This is a genomic window from Micromonospora sp. NPDC005172, from assembly GCF_040608555.1.
GTDB lineage: Bacteria > Actinomycetota > Actinomycetes > Mycobacteriales > Micromonosporaceae > Micromonospora.
On sequence record NZ_JBEXIL010000011.1, the window covers coordinates 106,366 to 123,015 of the forward strand.

Annotated in this window: 15 protein-coding genes and 2 pseudogenes; 5 read left to right on the forward strand and 12 right to left on the reverse strand. The window is 72.2% G+C overall.

The annotated features are described in order from the left end of the window. Window positions 1–67 precede the first annotated feature (67 nt). Window positions 68–712 (forward strand): hypothetical protein, encoded by a 645-nt coding sequence (locus ABZV06_RS10315; protein ID WP_355248513.1) that lies wholly within the window; start codon window positions 68–70, stop codon window positions 710–712. Window positions 713–763: 51 nt separating this feature from the next. Here ABZV06_RS10315 and valS read toward each other — a convergent pair whose 3' ends face one another. From valS to ABZV06_RS10340, 5 genes and pseudogenes are all read right to left on the reverse strand, one after another. Further along, window positions 764–3,433, reverse strand: coding sequence for a valine--tRNA ligase (gene valS / locus ABZV06_RS10320; protein WP_355620266.1), 2,670 nt, complete (start codon window positions 3,431–3,433; stop codon window positions 764–766). A 56-nt stretch (window positions 3,434–3,489) separates the two neighbouring features. Beyond that, a complete protein-coding gene (locus ABZV06_RS10325; RefSeq protein ID WP_355248508.1) occupies window positions 3,490–5,370 on the reverse strand; it encodes an ABC transporter ATP-binding protein in 1,881 nt (626 codons plus the stop codon). Window positions 5,371–5,546: 176 nt separating this feature from the next. Further along, a pseudogene (locus ABZV06_RS10330) lies at window positions 5,547–7,322 on the reverse strand (ABC transporter ATP-binding protein); the annotation flags it as partial. Window positions 7,323–7,359: 37 nt separating this feature from the next. Next, a complete protein-coding gene (locus tag ABZV06_RS10335; RefSeq protein ID WP_355248505.1) occupies window positions 7,360–7,869 on the reverse strand; it encodes a methylated-DNA--[protein]-cysteine S-methyltransferase in 510 nt (169 codons plus the stop codon). Beyond that, entirely contained in the window at window positions 7,866–9,338 is a 1,473-nt protein-coding gene (locus tag ABZV06_RS10340; protein WP_355620269.1) for an AlkA N-terminal domain-containing protein, read from the reverse strand. The genes ABZV06_RS10335 and ABZV06_RS10340 overlap by 4 nt, the downstream gene beginning before the upstream one ends. A 230-nt stretch (window positions 9,339–9,568) precedes the next feature. Here ABZV06_RS10340 and ABZV06_RS10345 point away from each other — a divergent pair. Next, window positions 9,569–9,994: pseudogene (locus ABZV06_RS10345) on the forward strand (hypothetical protein); the annotation flags it as partial. Between the two features lie 220 nt (window positions 9,995–10,214). Further along, the gene (locus ABZV06_RS10350) at window positions 10,215–10,949 is read left to right on the forward strand and encodes a peptidase E (RefSeq protein WP_355620272.1); all 735 of its coding nucleotides are present in this window, start codon (window positions 10,215–10,217) and stop codon (window positions 10,947–10,949) included. Between the two features lie 7 nt (window positions 10,950–10,956). Here the strand turns inward: ABZV06_RS10350 and ABZV06_RS10355 are convergent, their stop codons facing one another. The 6 genes from ABZV06_RS10355 to ABZV06_RS10380 are packed head-to-tail and all read right to left on the reverse strand — an operon-like array spanning window position 10,957 to window position 13,692. Beyond that, window positions 10,957–11,304, reverse strand: a complete 348-nt coding sequence (locus ABZV06_RS10355) for a hypothetical protein (protein ID WP_355248496.1) — start codon at window positions 11,302–11,304, stop codon at window positions 10,957–10,959. A gap of 29 nt (window positions 11,305–11,333) precedes the next feature. After that, window positions 11,334–11,885, reverse strand: a complete 552-nt coding sequence (locus ABZV06_RS10360; protein ID WP_355248493.1) for a nucleotidyltransferase domain-containing protein — start codon at window positions 11,883–11,885, stop codon at window positions 11,334–11,336. Beyond that, window positions 11,882–12,451, reverse strand: coding sequence for an exonuclease (locus ABZV06_RS10365; protein ID WP_355248490.1), 570 nt, complete (start codon window positions 12,449–12,451; stop codon window positions 11,882–11,884). The genes ABZV06_RS10360 and ABZV06_RS10365 overlap by 4 nt, the downstream gene beginning before the upstream one ends. Further along, the gene (locus tag ABZV06_RS10370) at window positions 12,448–12,939 is read right to left on the reverse strand and encodes a hypothetical protein (protein ID WP_355248487.1); all 492 of its coding nucleotides are present in this window, start codon (window positions 12,937–12,939) and stop codon (window positions 12,448–12,450) included. Before ABZV06_RS10370 ends, ABZV06_RS10365 begins: the two co-directional genes overlap by 4 nt. Window positions 12,940–12,947: 8 nt before the next feature. Beyond that, a complete protein-coding gene (locus tag ABZV06_RS10375; protein ID WP_355248484.1) occupies window positions 12,948–13,265 on the reverse strand; it encodes a type VII secretion target in 318 nt (105 codons plus the stop codon). A 4-nt stretch (window positions 13,266–13,269) separates the two neighbouring features. Further along, window positions 13,270–13,692, reverse strand: coding sequence for a YbaB/EbfC family nucleoid-associated protein (locus ABZV06_RS10380; protein WP_355620275.1), 423 nt, complete (start codon window positions 13,690–13,692; stop codon window positions 13,270–13,272). A gap of 152 nt (window positions 13,693–13,844) precedes the next feature. Here ABZV06_RS10380 and ychF point away from each other — a divergent pair, with 152 nt between their 5' ends. After that, window positions 13,845–14,930, forward strand: coding sequence for a redox-regulated ATPase YchF (ychF, locus tag ABZV06_RS10385; RefSeq protein WP_355248478.1), 1,086 nt, complete (start codon window positions 13,845–13,847; stop codon window positions 14,928–14,930). Window positions 14,931–14,970: 40 nt separating this feature from the next. Here ychF and ABZV06_RS10390 read toward each other — a convergent pair whose 3' ends face one another. After that, window positions 14,971–15,594, reverse strand: a complete 624-nt coding sequence (locus tag ABZV06_RS10390; protein WP_355620277.1) for a Uma2 family endonuclease — start codon at window positions 15,592–15,594, stop codon at window positions 14,971–14,973. A 244-nt stretch (window positions 15,595–15,838) separates the two neighbouring features. On the opposite strand from ABZV06_RS10390, the gene ABZV06_RS10395 reads away from it, so the two are divergent. Then, window positions 15,839–16,609 (forward strand): class I SAM-dependent methyltransferase, encoded by a 771-nt coding sequence (locus tag ABZV06_RS10395; protein ID WP_355620280.1) that lies wholly within the window; start codon window positions 15,839–15,841, stop codon window positions 16,607–16,609. Window positions 16,610–16,650: the final 41 nt, after the last annotated feature.

Here is a 16,650-nt window from a genome sequence, read left to right on the forward strand (position 1 = left end):
CAGCCCTCCGGCGACGGGTAGGGCTGGCCGGATGGACCGGGCCGCGACCAGGGCCGAGGCTGGTGGAGTGAGTGTCGAAGCGGAGCGCAGACCATTGGCTGACCAGTACTCGCGGAGCAGCCGGCCCTGGCTGACCAGTCTGGCCGTCGCCGGGTTGGCGTCCGCGACGGTCGCGACGGCCGCCCAGGGCAGCGGTCGGTTCCACTGGTGGGCCGGCTTCATCCTGATCCCGGCCGCGTTGATCGCGGCCAGCGGCGGGCCACTGCTGGCACGCGGTGGCGGTCGTGCCTTCGCCGGTTACGTCGTCGCCTGCGTCGGAACGCTGGCGTTCGTGGTGGGTGCGCTGTTGATGTTCGGGGCGATGGGGAAGGGCTGGCCGCTGATGGTGGTGCTGCCCTGCCTGGCGGTCGCCGGCACGTACGGCTGGCGGGCGGCACACCCTCTGGCCCGTGGTCTGCACCGGGCGGTGGCGCTGCTGGCGCTCACCGGCGCGCTGCTCGGTGTGACCCTGCAACTGATCCACCTCCGGGTGGTCCACCTGGAGACGGGCTGGTGGGGCGCGTTCATGATGCTGGCCGGGGTGATCGTGCTGGGCAACGCGGGCGAGCTGACCCGGCACCGGATGCCGTACCGGCTCCAGGCGATCACCCTGCTGGTCGGGCCGTCCGTGGTGGCCATCCTGCTCGGCCTGCGCTTCCTGCGCGGCTGGTGAGGGCCGGTCCGCCGCCGCCCCCGGGGGGTGGGCGGCGGCGGACTCCGGTCATCAGAAGGCGCAGGCGATCACGAGTTCCGGGGTGCGGTCCGGCAGGAGGTCGAGCTTGCCGATCCGTCCGGCCGCCCGCAGGTCGTCGGCGACGAGGGTGAGCTGCTCCAACAGTGCCGCCGGGCCCAGCGCCTCGGCCAGCGGCACCTCCGCCTTCATCGACAGTTTTCGCTCCGACTTGGCCCGCCGCACCTGCCCCAACGCGTCGCCGGCCAGCCGCAGCAGCGCGGGCTCGCCCGTCCCCTCGATCGTGCGGGCCACCTCGTAGGTGGTCGGCCAGGGCGCACGGTGCACCGAGCCGTACCGCCACCACGACCAGATCTCCTCCGTGACGTACGGCAGCACGGGGGCGAACAGCCGCAACTGCACCGACAGTGCCGAGGCCAGCGCCGCCCGGGCCGACTCGGCCGCCGCTCCGGTGCCGTACGCCCGTTCCTTGACCAACTCGATGTAGTCGTCGCAGAACCGCCAGAAGAACGCCTCGGTGGCCTGTAGGGCGGCCGTGTGGTCGTACCCGTCGAAGGCCGTGCTCGCGGCGCTGACCACCGTGCCCAGTTCGGCGAGCATGGCCCGGTCGAGCGGGGCGGTCGCCGACAGCTCCAGGTCGCGGCGTGGCGTCAGACGCGCCGAGCTGGAGTTGTCGTACACCGCGCGCAGCGCGTCCGCGGCGCCCAGGCCGAGCGCGAACTTCGACGCGTTGAGCAGTTTGGTGGCCAGCCGGCGGCCCACCTTGATCTGCGCCGGGTCGAAGGCCAGGTCCATGCCGGGCTTGCCGCTGGCCGCCCAGTAGCGCACCGCGTCCGAGCCGTGCTGCTCCAGCAGCGCGAGCGGGGTGACCACGTTCCCCTTGGACTTGGCCATCTTCTTGTGGTCCGGGTCGAGGATCCAGCCCGACAGCACGGTGTCCCGCCAGGGCAGCACCCCGTGCTCGAAGTGCGACCGGACCACGCTGTCGAACAGCCAGGTCCGGATGATCTCCTGTCCCTGCGGGCGGAGGTCCATCGGAAAGACCCGCGCGAACAGATCGGGGTCGGTCTCCCAGCCGCCGACGATCTGCGGGGTCAGCGACGACGTCGCCCAGGTGTCCAGCACGTCCGGGTCGCCGATGAAACCGCCCGGTCGGCCGCGCTGCGACTCGTCGAAGCCGGGCGCCGGGTCACTGGACGGGTCGACCGGCAGCGCCGACTCGTCCGGCGTGAGAGGGCGGGCCCAGTCCGGTTCGCCAGTGTCGTCGAGCCGGTACCACACCGGCACCGGCACTCCGAAGAAGCGCTGCCGGCTCACCAGCCAGTCACCGGTCAGGCCGCCCACCCAGTTGTCGTAGCGGTGCTTCATGTGCGCCGGCACCCAGTGCAGTTCCGCGCCCCGGGCCAGCAGCGTCGCCCGCAGGTCGGCGTCGCGTCCGCCGTTGCGCAGATACCACTGCCGGGTCGAGACGATCTCCAGTGGCCGGTCACCGCGTTCGTAGAACTTGACCGGATGGGTCACCGGACGCGGCTCGCCGACCAGGTCGCCCGCGTCGGCCAGCATCCCGACGATCTCCCGCCGGGCCCCGTTGACGGTCTGCCCGGCCAGCGCCGCGTACGGCCCCGCCGGCACACCGGCCGGCGGCTCCGAGACCAGCCGGCCGTCGCGGCCGACGACCACCCGGGTGTCGAGGTCCAGATCCCGCCACCAGGTCACGTCGGCGAGGTCGCCGAACGTGCAGACCATCGCCACGCCGGTGCCCTTCGCGGGATCGGCGAGCGGATGGGCACGCACCGGCACCTCGACGTCGAACAGCGGGCTGCGCACGGTCGCGCCCACCAGGTCGGCGTACCGCTCGTCGTCGGGGTGGCAGACCAGCGCGACGCACGCCGGCAGCAGCTCCGGCCGGGTGGTGTCGATGAGCACCTCGCGCCCACCGGGCCCGACGAACCGCAGCCGGTGGTAGGCGCCGGGGCGCTCCCGGTCCTCCAACTCGGCCTGGGCGACCGCGGTGGCGAAGCCGACGTCCCACAGCGTCGGCGCCTCCGCCTGGTACGCCTCACCCCGGCGCAGGTTGCGCACGAACGCCCGCTGGCTGGTGGCGCGGGCCATCCGACCGATCGTCGTGTACGTCAGGGACCAGTCCACCGAGAGCCCGAGCCGCCGCCAGAGGGCCTCGAAGACCTGCTCGTCGGCGACCGTCAGCCGCTCGCACAACTCGATGAAGTTGCGCCGCGAGATCGGCGTCGGATCGCGGCGCGCGGCGTCGTCGACAGGGGTGGCCGGGGGCCGCCACACCGGGTCGTACGCCAACGCCGGATCGCAGCGCACCCCGTACACGTTCTGCACGCGACGTTCGGTGGGCAGCCCGTTGTCGTCCCAGCCGATGGGGTAGAAGACCGCCTTGCCGCGCATCCGCTGGTAGCGCGCGACGGTGTCGGTGTGCGTGTACGAGAAGACGTGCCCCATGTGCAGCTCGCCCGATACGGTCGGCGGCGGGGTGTCGATGGAGTACACGTCCTTCCTACGACCATTCCGGCTCGGCGCGTCTGCCGCCGCGCCGCGACCCGGAACGGTCGCCTTCGAGCGGTCGAACGCGTACGTGCCCTCCTCCTGCCAGCGCTGCGCCCAGCGGTCCTCGAGCCCGTCCAGACTGGGACGCTCGGGAACGCCGGCGCGGGCCGTCCTCGCCGTATCGGTCATCTGCCGATCGTAGGCATCAGCAGGGTGCCGGGCCACGGAGTTGCGTATCGCCGGTCCTACACGAGCGAGTCGCGCCACTGTCGGTGCAGGGCCGCGTACCGGCCGCCGGACCCGACCAGCACGGCCGGCGGGCCGTCCTCGACGACCTGCCCGCCGTCGACGACGAGCACCCGGTCGGCGGTTTCCACAGTGGAGAGGCGGTGTGCGATCACCAGCGCCGTCCGGTCCCGCAGGATGGTGCCGAGCGCCCGCTGCACCAGCCGTTCCGTCGGCACGTCCAGCGACGACGTCGCCTCGTCGAGGATCAGCACGGTCGGGTCGGCCAGGAACGCCCGGGCGAACGCGACCAGTTGCCGCTGCCCGGCGGAGAGCCGGCCGCCGCGTCGGTGCACCTGCGTGGCGTACCCGTCGGGCAGCGCGGCGATGAAGTCGTGCGCGCCGATCGCCTGTGCGGCGGCCCGCACCTCGGCGTCGTCGGCAGCCGGCCGGCCGAACCGGATGTTCTCTGCCACCGTTCCGCTGAACAGGTGGTTCTCCTGGGTCACGAGCACCACGGCGCGGCGCAGGTCGGCGTCGCACACCGCGCGCAGGTCGATCCCGTCCAGCAGGACCGTGCCGGTGTCCGGGTCGTGGAACCGGGCCACCAGCTTGGCGATCGTCGACTTGCCCGCCCCGGTCGGCCCGATCAGCGCGACCGTCTGCCCGGCCGGCACCCGCAGGTCCAGCCCGGCGAGGATGGGCGTGTCGGCACGGTAGCCGAACGAGACGTCCCGGAAGGTCAGCTCGCCGTGACCGGGACCGCGGGGCAGCGGCACCGGCCGGGCCGGTTCGGCGACGGAGGGCCGCTCGTCGAGCACCCCGGCCAGCTTCTCCAGCGCCGCCGTCGCCGACTGCAACGAGTTGTAGAACTGGCTCAGCTCCTGCATCGGCTCGAAGAAGCGCCGTAGGTAGAGCAGGAACGCGGCGAGCACCCCCACCTCGGTCCGCCCGCCGAGCACCCGCCATCCGCCGTAGCAGAGCACGACCGCGACGGTCACGTTGCCGACCAACTTGATCGCCGGCGAGTACGTGGCGATCAGCCGGAACGCGTCCAGGCTGGCGCGCCGGTAGTCGTCCCCGAGCGTCACGAAGATCCGCTGGTTGCGGGGCTCCCGGCGGAACGTCTGCACCGCGCGGATACCCCGCATCGATTCGACGAAGTGCACGATGACCAGCGCGACGGCTTCCCTGGTCCGCCGGTAGGCGGTGGCCGACGCCCGTGCGAACCAACGCGAGAGCCAGAACAGGAACGGGAACGCGAGCAGCGTCACCGCGGCCAACGGCAGGTCCAGCCAGAGCAGGATGGCGGCCACCGACAGGATCGACAGCGCGGCCAGCACCAGGCTGTCGATCCCGCCGTCGACCAGCTCGGCGATGGAGTCCAGGTCGCTGGTCAGGCGGGACACCATCCGGCCCGACGTGTACCGCTCGTGAAAGCCCACGGACAGTCGCAGGAAGTGCCCGAACACCCGCTGCCGCAGGTCCAGCAGGACGGCCTGGCCGATGCGGGCGGAGAGGGTGAGGAAGCCGCGACGGGCCGCGTACTCCGTCACGGTGGCGACGCCGAACGCCCCGGCGACGGCGACAAGTCCGGTGGGGTCTCCGGCGCGCAGCGGGGCGATGGCCCGGTCGATGCCGACCATCACCAGGTAGGGGCCGGCCATCGCGGCGGCGTTCTGCGCCAGCAGCAGGCCGACCGCCGCGGCGAGTCGCCCCCGGTGCGGGCGCAGCAGGTCGGCCAGCAGGGCCCGGCTGTGCCGGCGCAGCCGGGCGACCGCCTCCGGGGTGCTCTCCTCGGCCCGACTTCGGTCGGCCTCCGGGTCGGTGGCCGTTCCCCGCCAGCGGGTCAGCTCCGGCTCCTTCTCGGGAGGCGGGTCGACCTGCTCCGGGGAGGTCACGAGCGCACCAACCCCCAGCCGTCCGATGCGGACGCGCCAGACCCCGTCGGCCCGGTGCGCCCGGGTTCGGTACCGCCCGCGCGGGCGGCGGCCGATGGAGCAGCGGCCGATTGCGGGGGAGCCGGTTGCGCGGGGGGTGGTTCCGCGGCGCCGGCAGATGTCGGTCGTGCCGGTGCTGGCTCGGCGGCGAGCAACGCGCGGTAGGCGGGCACGTTGGCGAGCAGTTCCGAGTGCCGGCCGATCGCGGTGATCCGTCCACCGTCGAGCAGGGCCACACGGTCGGCCAGCGCGATCGTCGACGGCCGGTGCACCACCAGGAGCGCGGTGCTGGCACGCAGCACCTGGCGCAGCGCCGCCTCGACCAGCGCCTCGGTGTGCACGTCGAGGGCGGACAGCGGGTCGTCGAGCACCAGCAGCGCTGGGCGACCGAGCACCGCCCGCGCCAGCGCCAGCCGCTGCCGCTGACCGCCGGAGAGGGACAACCCCTGCTCACCCACCCGGGTTGCCAGACCCCACGGCAGGTCGTACGCGAAGTCGGCCTGCGCCAGCGCGAGGGCCGCGCGGACCTCGTCGTCGTCGGCGTCCGGGTGGCCCAGGGTGAGGTTCTCCCACACCGACATGGAGAAGAGGGTGGGCTCCTCGAACGCCACCCCGACCAGTCGGCGCAGCGAGGCCAGCCGCAGTTCGCGCAGGTCGTGCCCATCGAGGGTGATCCGGCCGCCGGTCACCTCGTGCAGTCGGGGCACCAGGGAGAGCAGCGTGCTCTTGCCGCAGCCGGTGGCCCCGACCAGGGCGAGCGTCTCACCCGGCTCGATGGTCAGGTCGATCTCGTGCAGGACGCCCGTCGCGGCGCCGGGGTAGCGGAAGGCGACCCGCTCGAAGCGGAGCCGGCCCTGCACCGCGTCGCGGGTCAACGCGAGCGCGTCGGGAGCGTCCACGATCTGCGGCGGAGTGTCCAGCACCTCCTGGACACGGTCCGCGGCGGTGGCCGCCTCCTGGCCGTTGGCGATGATCCAGCCCAGTGACTGCACCGGCCAGATGAGCATCAGTTGGAGGCTGGCGAACGCCACCAGCTCGCCGATGGTGAGCACCCCGCGCGCGGCGGCGGCCGCCCCGGCCACCAGCACCACGCCCAGAGTCAGGTTGGGCACCAGGTCGAGCAGCGCCGCAGTGTTCGCCAGGAGTCGACCCTTGCCCACGCCGGTGTCGTGCAGCGTGCGGGCCCCGTCGGCGAAGCGGGCGGCCAGCTCCGGCCCCCGCCCGTACGCCTTCATGGTGCGCAGGCCGTGCGCGGTCTCCTCGACAAGCGTCGCCACATCGCCCTGCTGGTCCTGCATCCGTCGGGACGCGGTGTGGTAGTGCCGGCCGAACCGGCGGGTGATCAGCAGCAGGGGCACCGCGCTGGCCGCGACCAGCAGCCCGAGTGCCGCGTGCAGGTGGATCAGCAGCAGCACCACCACCACGTAGGTGGTCAGGTTGAGCACCAGGAAGAAGACACCGAACGACAGGAACCGGCGGATCACCGACAGGTCGCTGGTGATCCGGGAGAGCAGTTGGCCGGACTGCCAGCGGTCGTGGAAACTGGCCGGCAGCCGCTGCAGGTGCGCGTAGACGTCGGCGCGTAGCGCGGCCTCCATCCCGACCGCCGAGGACGACTGCACCCACCGGCGGATGAAGATGAGCACCGCCTCGACCACGCCGAGCAGCAGCGCCAGGCCGCCGAGCTGGAGCAGACCGGCGGGGTCGTGGCGGGCCACCGGCCCGTCCACCACCCGCTGCACCACCAGGGGTACGGCGATCCCGGCGGCCGTGCCGGCCAGCCCGGCGACCAGCAACCAGGCGAACTCGGTGGAGTACGGGCGCAGGTAGCGGCGTAGCCGCCAGAGGTTGTGCACGGGGTGGCGGCCCGCGGCGACCCGGGCGGCCCGGTCGCCGTCGCTCTCCACAGGCACTACCCGACGGTAGCGTCATTGGGTGCCCGTGTAGTTGTCAGCTTGCCGTCAACCGCCGCTCATGACCGAGAAGCCACTTCTTCACGTCCAGCCCCCAGCGGTAGCCGCCGAGGCTCCCGTCGGTCCGCAGCACCCGGTGGCAGGGCACGAAGAGCGCCGCCGCGTTGCGCGCGCAGGCGGCCGCCGCGGCCCGCACCGCCGGTGGCCGGCCGGCCAGCGTCGCGTATGCCGTGTAGGTGACCGGGGCGCCCGGCGGGACGTCCCGCAGCACCTGCCAGGCGTGCGCCATGAACTCGCCGCCGGTGTGCTGCCGTACCGGGACCGTGTCGATGGCGGTGAGGTCCCCGTCCAGGTAGGACCGGACGGCCCCGGTGGTCGGTCCGAGGTCGGCGCGTTGCCGTACCGACGCCCGCAGGGTCGGGTGGATCAGGGGCAGCAGAGCCTCGGCGTCCGGGGTGAAACCGGCCGCCAGGACCTGACCGTCGCTGTCGGCGAGGATGCTGAGTGGGCCGGTCGGAGTGGTCAGTACGGTGCTGTCGATGTTCATGCCGCTCTCCAGAGTCTGATCGTGGCGTAGGACCGCCAGGGGCGCCACCGTTCGGCGTGCGCGTGGAGGGTGTCCTCGGGCAGGCCGAGCGCTGCTGCGCCCCGGCGGATCGCGAGGTCGGTGTCGAGGAGGACGTCCGGGTCGCCGAGGGCCCGCATGGCGAGGTAGCTGGCGGTCCACGGGCCGATGCCGGGCAACGCGAGTAGCCGCCGCACGGTCTCCTCCCGGTCCCCGCCCGGCGCCAGGTCCACAGTGCCGTCCAGGACGGCGCGGGCAAGCCCGAGAATGGTCTCCCGCCGCCGCACCGGCATCCCGAAAGCGCCCTCCGGCACCCCCAAGACCTCCTCCGGCGTGAGAAACCCCCGCAGGTCGCTGCGTTGATCATGAAGTTGTTGTCGCGACACGCCGTCCTCGGGGGCAACAACTTCATGATCGACACGGTTGGCCAGGAGGCGGGTCAGTGTGGTGCGGGCGGAACCCACCGAGACCTGCTGGCCCACGATCGCGCGTACGGCCATCTCGAAGCCGTCCACCGCACGGGGGACGCGGATGCCGGGCTCGGCGGCCACCGCCGGAGCCAGGGCCGGGTCCGCCGCCAGCGTGGCGTCGACGGCCTCCGGGTCCGCGTCCAGGTCGAGAAGCCGGCGGCAGCGGGCCACCGCCGGCGCCAGGTCGCGGAGGTCGGTCAGGCGCAGCGTCGCCGAGACGTGCCCGTCCGCCGGGGTCAGGGCCACCTGGCCGGGGCCGTGCGGCAACCGCAACCCCCGGTGGTACGTCCCGTCGCGTACCTCCTCCACACCGGGCAGCGCGCGCACCGCGAGGAAGTCCAGCAGAGCGCGGGCGTGCAACGGCGGACGGTACGCCAGCCGGAGCGTGATCGTCCCCGCCCCGACCGCCGCCAGGTGTCGGCCGCGAGCCGTCCGCAGCTCGGAGGGAGCGGTCGCGTACACCTCGCGGACCGTGTCGTTGAACTGCCGCACGCTGCCGAAGCCGGCGGCGAACGCGATCTCGGCCATTCCCAGGCCCGTCGTCTCGATCAGGATCCGGGCGGTCTGTGCGCGCTGTGCACGGGCCAGCGCGAGTGGTCCGGCACCCATCTCGGCGCGCAGCATCCGGTGCAGGTGCCGCTCGGTGTAGCCGAGGCGGGCGGCCAGCCCCGGTACGCCGTCCCGGTCGACCACCCCGTCGGCGATCAGCCGCATCGCCCGGCCCACCACGTCGGCGCGGACGTCCCACTGGGGCGAGCCGGGCGCGGCGTCCGGGCGGCAGCGGCGGCAGGCACGCAACCCGGCGCCCTGTGCGGCGGCGGCCGACGGAAAGAACCGGACGTTCTGCCGCTTGGGGGTGACCGCCGGGCAGGACGGCCGGCAGTAGATCCCCGTCGACGTCACACCGGTGTAGAACCAGCCGTCGAACCGCTGGTCACGACTGTCCACCGCCCGGTAGCACCGCTCGAAGTCCATCTCCACATCACCGATGATGCCCCGCCGGCAGAGCCCTCGGCTGGCGGGATTCGGACCTGACAGCCCACCTCCCACTCCGCGTGCGGTGATCAAGAGGTTTGCGTCACGACACACCCTGCCGCATGACGCGAACCTCTTGATCACCAGGGGAAAGAGGGCAGGGTGGGGGATTTCCGCCCGGAAGTGTCGGTCCCGCCGGGTAGCGTCGCGCCACCAACTCAAGAAGGGGGGCGGCGATGATGAGCGTTGCGGGTCGGGTGGCGGCGTCGACACAGGGCTCGTTCCCTCCGTTGCCCCGCGCGGTGGCGCAGTCCTTCTACCGCCGGATGCGGGCCGTCGCGCCGGCCGCCGTGGGCGCCATCGAGCGGGACCGGTCCGCCGACGAGGCGGAGCCGTTCGTCGACACCGCCTGCGGTCGGCTGGTCCGGTCGCTCGACGACGCGGGCCTGCGCGCGCTCGGCATGTGGACGCATCACTGGTGCATGCGCTTCTACGACGACGACACGACAGTCGGCCGGCGGCTCATCGGTGAGATCGCCGCCCGTCCGGGGCTCGGCTGGACGGCCGACGAGGTGCGCTGGATGCTGCGCGAGTCGGTCTCCGCCGGCCCGGCGGCAGCGGACCGGTTCACCCTGCCCCGCGCCGCTGCCGCTCAACTGCCCGCGACCGAGCGGCCGTTCGACGAACTGCCTCCCGGGGAGGTCGAGCCTCGCGCCGGAGCCAGCGCGGCGAGGTGCCGGCCCGACGCGCAGACGATCTCTCCCGGCGCGCCGAGCACCGCCGACCCGACCAGCGGGCAGCCCGCCCACATTCCCCGCCAGCGCCGGGCCGGCTGAGCGCGGCAGGATGGTACGGCGTACCGCGCCGACGGAAGGATCTCCCATGCCCGCCAGTGAACCCACCATCCTCGCCACCAGCATGGGCTTCTTCCGAGGTGACCGAGGGCCCGCCGATCTGCGTCCCGGCCCGATCTTCGAGTTGGCCGCCGAATTGGCCGAGGCCGGGCCACAGCCGCGGATCTGCTACCTCGGGCAGGCCGTCGGCGACCAGCCCACCTCGTTCGCGGCCGTCTACGGAGCGTTCGCCGACACGCGGTTCCGCCTGTCCCACCTCGCGCTGTTCCCGATGCCGAATGTCGACGACGTCCGCGCCCACCTGCTCGCCCAGGACGTGATCTGGGTGGGCGGCGGCAGCGTCGCCAACCTCGTCGCGGTCTGGCGGGTGCACGGGCTCGACGAGATCCTGCACGAGTGCTGGCAGGCCGGGGTGGTGTTGGCGGGCGTCTCGGCCGGTTCGATCTGCTGGCACGTGGGCGGTGCCACCGACAGCTTCGGCCCCCGCCTGCGGGGCTACACCGAGGCGTTGGGCTGGTTGCCGTACGGCAACGGCGTGCACTACGACAGCGAGGCCCAGCGCCGACCGTTGATGCACGGGCTGGTCGGCGACGGGACCCTACCGACCAGCCACTGCACCGACGACGGGGTCGGCCTGGTCTACCGGGGGGCCCGGCTCGTCGAGGCGGTCGCCGACCGCGAGGGCGTCTCGGCGTACGAGGTGAGTCGCAGCGCGGACGGCAGTGTGCGGGAGGCGGTCATCGCGCCCCGCCTGCTTCGTTGAGGGTCGGTCAGACCCGGTCCTCGAACGCGGCGCACACGGTCGCCCGCACCTGCGGCCCCTCGATGGATCGCAGCAGCTCCCGGGCGAGGGCGATCTGGTGCGCCTCGTCGACCGCCCTGTCCATCGGGGTCAGCTCCACCCGCCACCGGAAGTAGAGGTAGTCGTCCTCGTCGGTGGCGGCGAGCCGTGGGTCGGCGTCCTCGTTGGGGTTGATCTCCAGCAGGTTGCCCCGCACGTCCACCGAGTCCCGTCGGTACGGCACCGCGTCGGGCAGCCGGGTGCGGATCAGGTCGAGCAGCTCCGCCGCCGTCAGCGGTCCGTCGACCATGATGAGGAACTGCAACGTCGTCTGCACGTGTGCCACCTTGCCAGATGCCGGACCGCTCAATCGAGCGGGAGGAACGGGCCGTTGTCGAACTTGCCGCCCCGGCGCAGCACGGAGAACTGCACCTTGTGCGGCACGTGCGTGTCCATGAGTTCGCGACGCAGATGGGTGAAGTCGGTGCCCAGGTCGAAGCTGGCGAGCTGACCGTTCTCGTTGATGCGGCGCAGCATCGTCTTGCGCAGCCGGGTCCCGTCCGGTGCCCGGGACAGGGAGCGCTCGGCCAGGTCGAAGAAGGTCTTGTCGTCGACGATGAGCGCCACGTCGATGTCGGAGTCCGGGCGGGCGGTGCCGCGTACGCGGCTGCCGTGAGCGACCAGGTCGCCGTCCGGAAGACCGGCCTGCCGCTGGGTCTGCCGGGCGCCTCGGGCGAACCGGGTCCACTGCCGTTCGGTGAAGCCCTGCGGGATCCGCCGGGCGGCCCGGGTGGTCGCCGCCTCGGCCGTCTCGCCCGCCACGTCGTCGGCCCGCCGCATCATGCTCCGGGCGGCCTGCGCCACGATGCCCCGGGCGGCCGTCGTGGCCCCGTCGGGCAGGTCCCGCCGTCCGGTCATGCCGTCTCACCCGACTGCCGGCGGCGCAGCACGGCGTCGAAGACCTGGGCCAGTTCGGCGGCGTCCTCGCCGGCGTGGTGGGTGTGCGGCACGTCGTGCAGACCCAGCTCGTGCTTGATCTTGCCCTTGCGGGTCTGGACCCACTCGCTGCCGGTCAGCCCCATCCAGTAGCTGCGCAGGTCGACGCCGGAGCCGGTGGCGCCGAACGGGCTGTGGCCGACGAAGCGTACGAAGTACCAGTGGACGAACATGCCGTCCCAGACGGCGGGCGCGGCGAGGAAGACCGGGCGGCCGATCCGGCGCAGCCCGTTGACCCAGGCGGCCGCCGCTGCCATCGCGTCCGGCGCGGTGGGCGCCTCGCGGAGCAGCCGGTCCCGGTCCAGGCCCGACACGGCCAGCGCGGCCGGCACGAACTCGTCGGAGATGGGACGCAGCTCGGTGTAGAAGGTCAGGTCCGGACGACCGGCCACGGCCATGCCCAGCGAGATCATGCTGTACGGCCCGGGGATCGGCCCGTCCGCCTCCACGTCGACGCCGATGTACAGCTCGGGCAGGGGAGAGGTCATCCCAGGACCACCCCGATGGCCTGGTCGATCAGCATGTTCAGGACGATGTCGGTGAGCTTCTTGAAGACGGGGATCTCCAGCAGGGAGGCGCCGAACGTCGGGGCGGCCGTCGCGAGAGCCTGGATGATCTGCACCAGCAGGATGATCAGCTGGACGATGACGTTGATCTTCAGGGCGAGGACGATCAGCGCGCACACGAAGAGCGTCGCCGCCACCATCTGCGCGCCGGTGCCGCCGTCCCGCAGCACCGACATGGCCGAACCGCTGGCCTCCCAGCGCTCCTGGAACGCGGTCAACGCATCGCCCTGGTTGCCGGTCAGCACCCGCTGCGCGGCCGCCGTACCCTCCGCTGCCGCGTTGTGCAGCGAGTCGGCCATCTCCATCCACATCTGGCCGAGCTCGAACATCTTCGTCTCGTCCGACTTGGGCCAGGTGTAGCCCAGCTCGTTGAGCAGGCCGGCGAGCTCGCCGGGCAGCATGATCCCCATCGACCCGCCTACCAGCTCATCGTCGTGAACTGGGCGTCGTTGTCCTGCTCGACCAGGTCGTACTGGTCGGCCATCAGGCCCAACCCGTCACCGAAGCCGCGCAGCCCGTCGACGACCGACCCGAGGCACTCCGCCGCGATCTCCTCGGCCGCCTGGTACGACATGCCGATCAGGCCGCCCACGTCGTCGTCGCCGAAGATGTCGCCCATCGAGGCCGTCCGCGCGCGCAGCGCCTCCCACTGCGCGGCGAGCTGCTCGGCGACCGTCGTCAGGTGGCCGCCGCCCTGCCGCAGCGCGGGCGGATGCACCTGGAGGTCCTCGGGCATGACATCACCTCGCTGCCTGCTGGATGCGCCGCACCGCGTCGGTGAGCGCATCGGTCATCGCCGCCATGCTGCGCACCGACTCGTTCTGCAATTCGTCGAGCTGCTGGCCCAGCGCCACCGGGTCGACCTCTGGCGCGTCGCCGGGATCACCGGCCGCGAGGCGCAGGTCGTCCAACGCCGCGTTGACCGCCAGGGTGATCTGTTCGCCGAGCATCTCGGTGCCCATCCGCAGAGCGCGGGGGTCCACCGTCACCGACTCGACGCGCTGACCGACCGCCACGACCTCGATCTGGCCGCCCGCCGCGGACCCGGTGCCCCGCGCCGGCTCGACGTCCAGGCCGTCGGGAACCTGACCGGTCGAACGCATCGACGCCAATGCCTGTCGGGTCTGCTGGAAAAGCCGGTCGAACTCCGTCACCTGGTCCACAACGCCCCCTAACGTCGCACGTGACATCGAGAGGGTAGCAACGGGATTCCAGCGCCGGGACCCGCCGACGCGCGACCAGGGGCAGCACGCGGCCCGGTCGAATCGGAGCCGCGTGGACCGGCGCGCTCGGCACCGGCGTAAGCTGGCTCGTCGTGAGTCTCACCATCGGGATCGTCGGCCTGCCCAACGTCGGCAAGAGCACGCTTTTCAACGCGTTGACCAAGAACGACGTGCTGGCGGCGAACTACCCGTTCGCCACCATCGAGCCCAACGTCGGCGTGGTCGGGCTGCCCGACGAGCGGCTGGGCAAGCTGGCCGAGATCTTCTCCTCGCAGAAGGTGCTGCCGGCGCCGGTGTCGTTCGTCGACATCGCCGGCCTGGTGCGCGGCGCGTCGAAGGGACAGGGTCGGGGCAACGCCTTCCTGGCCAACATCCGCGACGCCTCCGCGATCTGCCAGGTCGTCCGGGCCTTCTCCGACCCGAACGTGGTGCACGTCGACGGTAAGGTCTCGCCGGCCGACGACATCGAGACGATCAACACCGAGCTGATCCTCGCCGACCTGCAGACCCTGGACAAGGCGCTGCCCCGGTTGGAGAAGGAGGCCAAGCTCCGCAAGGACCGGGCTGCGGCGGTCGCCGCCGCGAAGGCCGCGATCGAGGTGCTCGACGGCGGCACCACCCTCTACTCCGGGGCCGCCGCCGCGAAGATCGAGCTGGAGCACCTGCGCGAGCTGCACCTGCTCACCACCAAGCCCTTCCTGTACGTCTTCAACGTCGACGAGGCCGAGCTGGCCAACGAGGCGTTCCTCGACGAGCTGCGTGCCCTGGTCGCCCCCGCCGAGGCCGTCTTCATGGACGCCAAGATCGAATCCGAGCTGGTGGACCTGCCCGAGGAGGAGGCCCGCGAGCTGCTGGAGTCGATCGGGCAGAACGAGCCCGGCCTCAACCAGCTCGTCCGCGTCGGCTTCCGCACGCTCGGGCTTCAGACGTACCTCACGGCCGGCCCGAAGGAAGCACGAGCCTGGACCGTCCCGACCGGCGCGACCGCGCCGGAGGCCGCGGGTGTCATCCACAGCGACTTCCAGCGCGGCTTCATCAAGGCCGAGGTGGTCTCCTACAAAGACCTGGTCGAGCACGGTTCGATGGCGGCGGCCAAGGCGGCGGGCAAGGTCCGCATCGAGGGCAAGGAGTACGTCATGCAGGACGGCGACGTGGTGGAGTTCCGCTTCAACGTGTAGTGCGGGTCCTTTCGCCCCACCCTCAGGGCCGCTGCTCGGGTCATCCCTTGCGGCCGGGTACCAGCCTGTCGAGGTCAATCGTGATCGCGAATGGTCTCGTGAGGCGTAGCTCGTGGCGGTGGATCCCCGTCGGCGCGTACAACTGGGTCGGCCCGTCCAGCTCGTAGGTGTGGATCACCGGCGCACCCTCCTCCTCCTCGACCCGCCAGTAGTTTGCGATGCCCGTCTCCGCGTACTTTCGCAGCTTCACCGTCCGGTCACGGTGAGCCGACTCCGGCGAGACCACCTCGACGACCAACAGCACCTGATCCGGCGTGTAGAACGTACGATCGGGGTCGTAGTAGGGCGCCTTCGTGGCAAGGAGGTCCGGCTCGGGACGGTTCCGCGGGTCGAGTCGGATGGTCATCTCCCGTTCGACCTCGACGCCCGCTGGCGCCTGCTTCGCGAGGGCGAACAACAAGGCGGAGACGACTCGACTGTGCCAGGCCCGCTGGGGAGACATCATGAAGACGAGTGCTCCGTCGATCAGCTCGGTGTGACGGGGGGCCTCGGCGAGATGATCGAGGTCATCGGCAAACCATCCCTCAAGGCGGGGCGGTCGCATCCACTCGGGCACCGCAGACATGGCGTCACCGTAGCATTGAGTAACGGTGGGGTCCGGCACGCTGAGGCCAGCATGACCTCGACGCAGGCTGAGTACAGCTAGAGGTGAATTCAGCTTCGGCGTGTGGCGCGTCGGGGCGCAACTTCACGCCTCCGGCCCCACGCGGGTCGGGTTCGGGCCCATGGTCGCCTTGTACTCGTCCTCGGTCAGCAGCGGCGGCACCGGCCAAGGACGCCAGGTCCGGCGAGGACGGCGCGAAATCTCCCGCTGCGCGATGATGTGGACACCGACAGGCAGAGGGGCGGTGACGACGGTGGTGCTCAGCTCGTCGTTCGGTTCGGCGGCGGCCGCGTACGCCCGGCATCGCCCGGACTACGCGCAGGCCGCCGCGCGGTGGGCGGTCGAGGTCGCTCCGGGCTCGCGAGTGCTCGACCTCGGTGCGGGCACGGGCAAGCTGGCCGCCACGTTGGTGGCGCTCGGCGTCGACGTCGTGGCGGTGGAACCTGACCCGGCGATGCTCGCCCAGCTACGCCGAGAGCTGCCGACCGTGCGGGCCCTCTCGGGTAGCGCGGAGGCGATCCCCCTGCCGGACGCGTCCGTCGACGCGGTGCTGGCCGGCAACGCCCTGCACTGGTTCGACATGGCCGTCGCGGGGCCGGAGATCGCCCGGGTCCTGACGCCCGGCGGCATCCTGGCCGGATTGTGGAACGTGATGGACGACCGGGTGGACTGGGTGGCCGCCCTCGAAGGGGTCAGCGGGAGCGCGGCCATCGGTCCGCGTGACACCTGGAGCAGTTGGCGCGCGGCGACGGCAGGCCTGCTCAGGCCGGGCAACGGGACTGCCGAGCGGTTCGGTACGCCAGAGCAGGCCGAGTTTCTCCACGGGCAGCGCCGGAGCGCCGACTCCCTGGTCGCGACGCTCGCCACCCGGGCCGGGTTGCTGGTCATGCCGGAACCGGAGCGGACGGCCACGCTCGACCGAATCCGCGAGTTCCTGGCCACCCGGGCAGAGACCGCCGAGGGAGACTTCACCCTGCCCATGCTGACCGGCGTCCTTCGCGCCCGCCGACTCTGACGGACGCCGGCAGCCGCCGTCGGGGCCCTCGATCCGGCGAC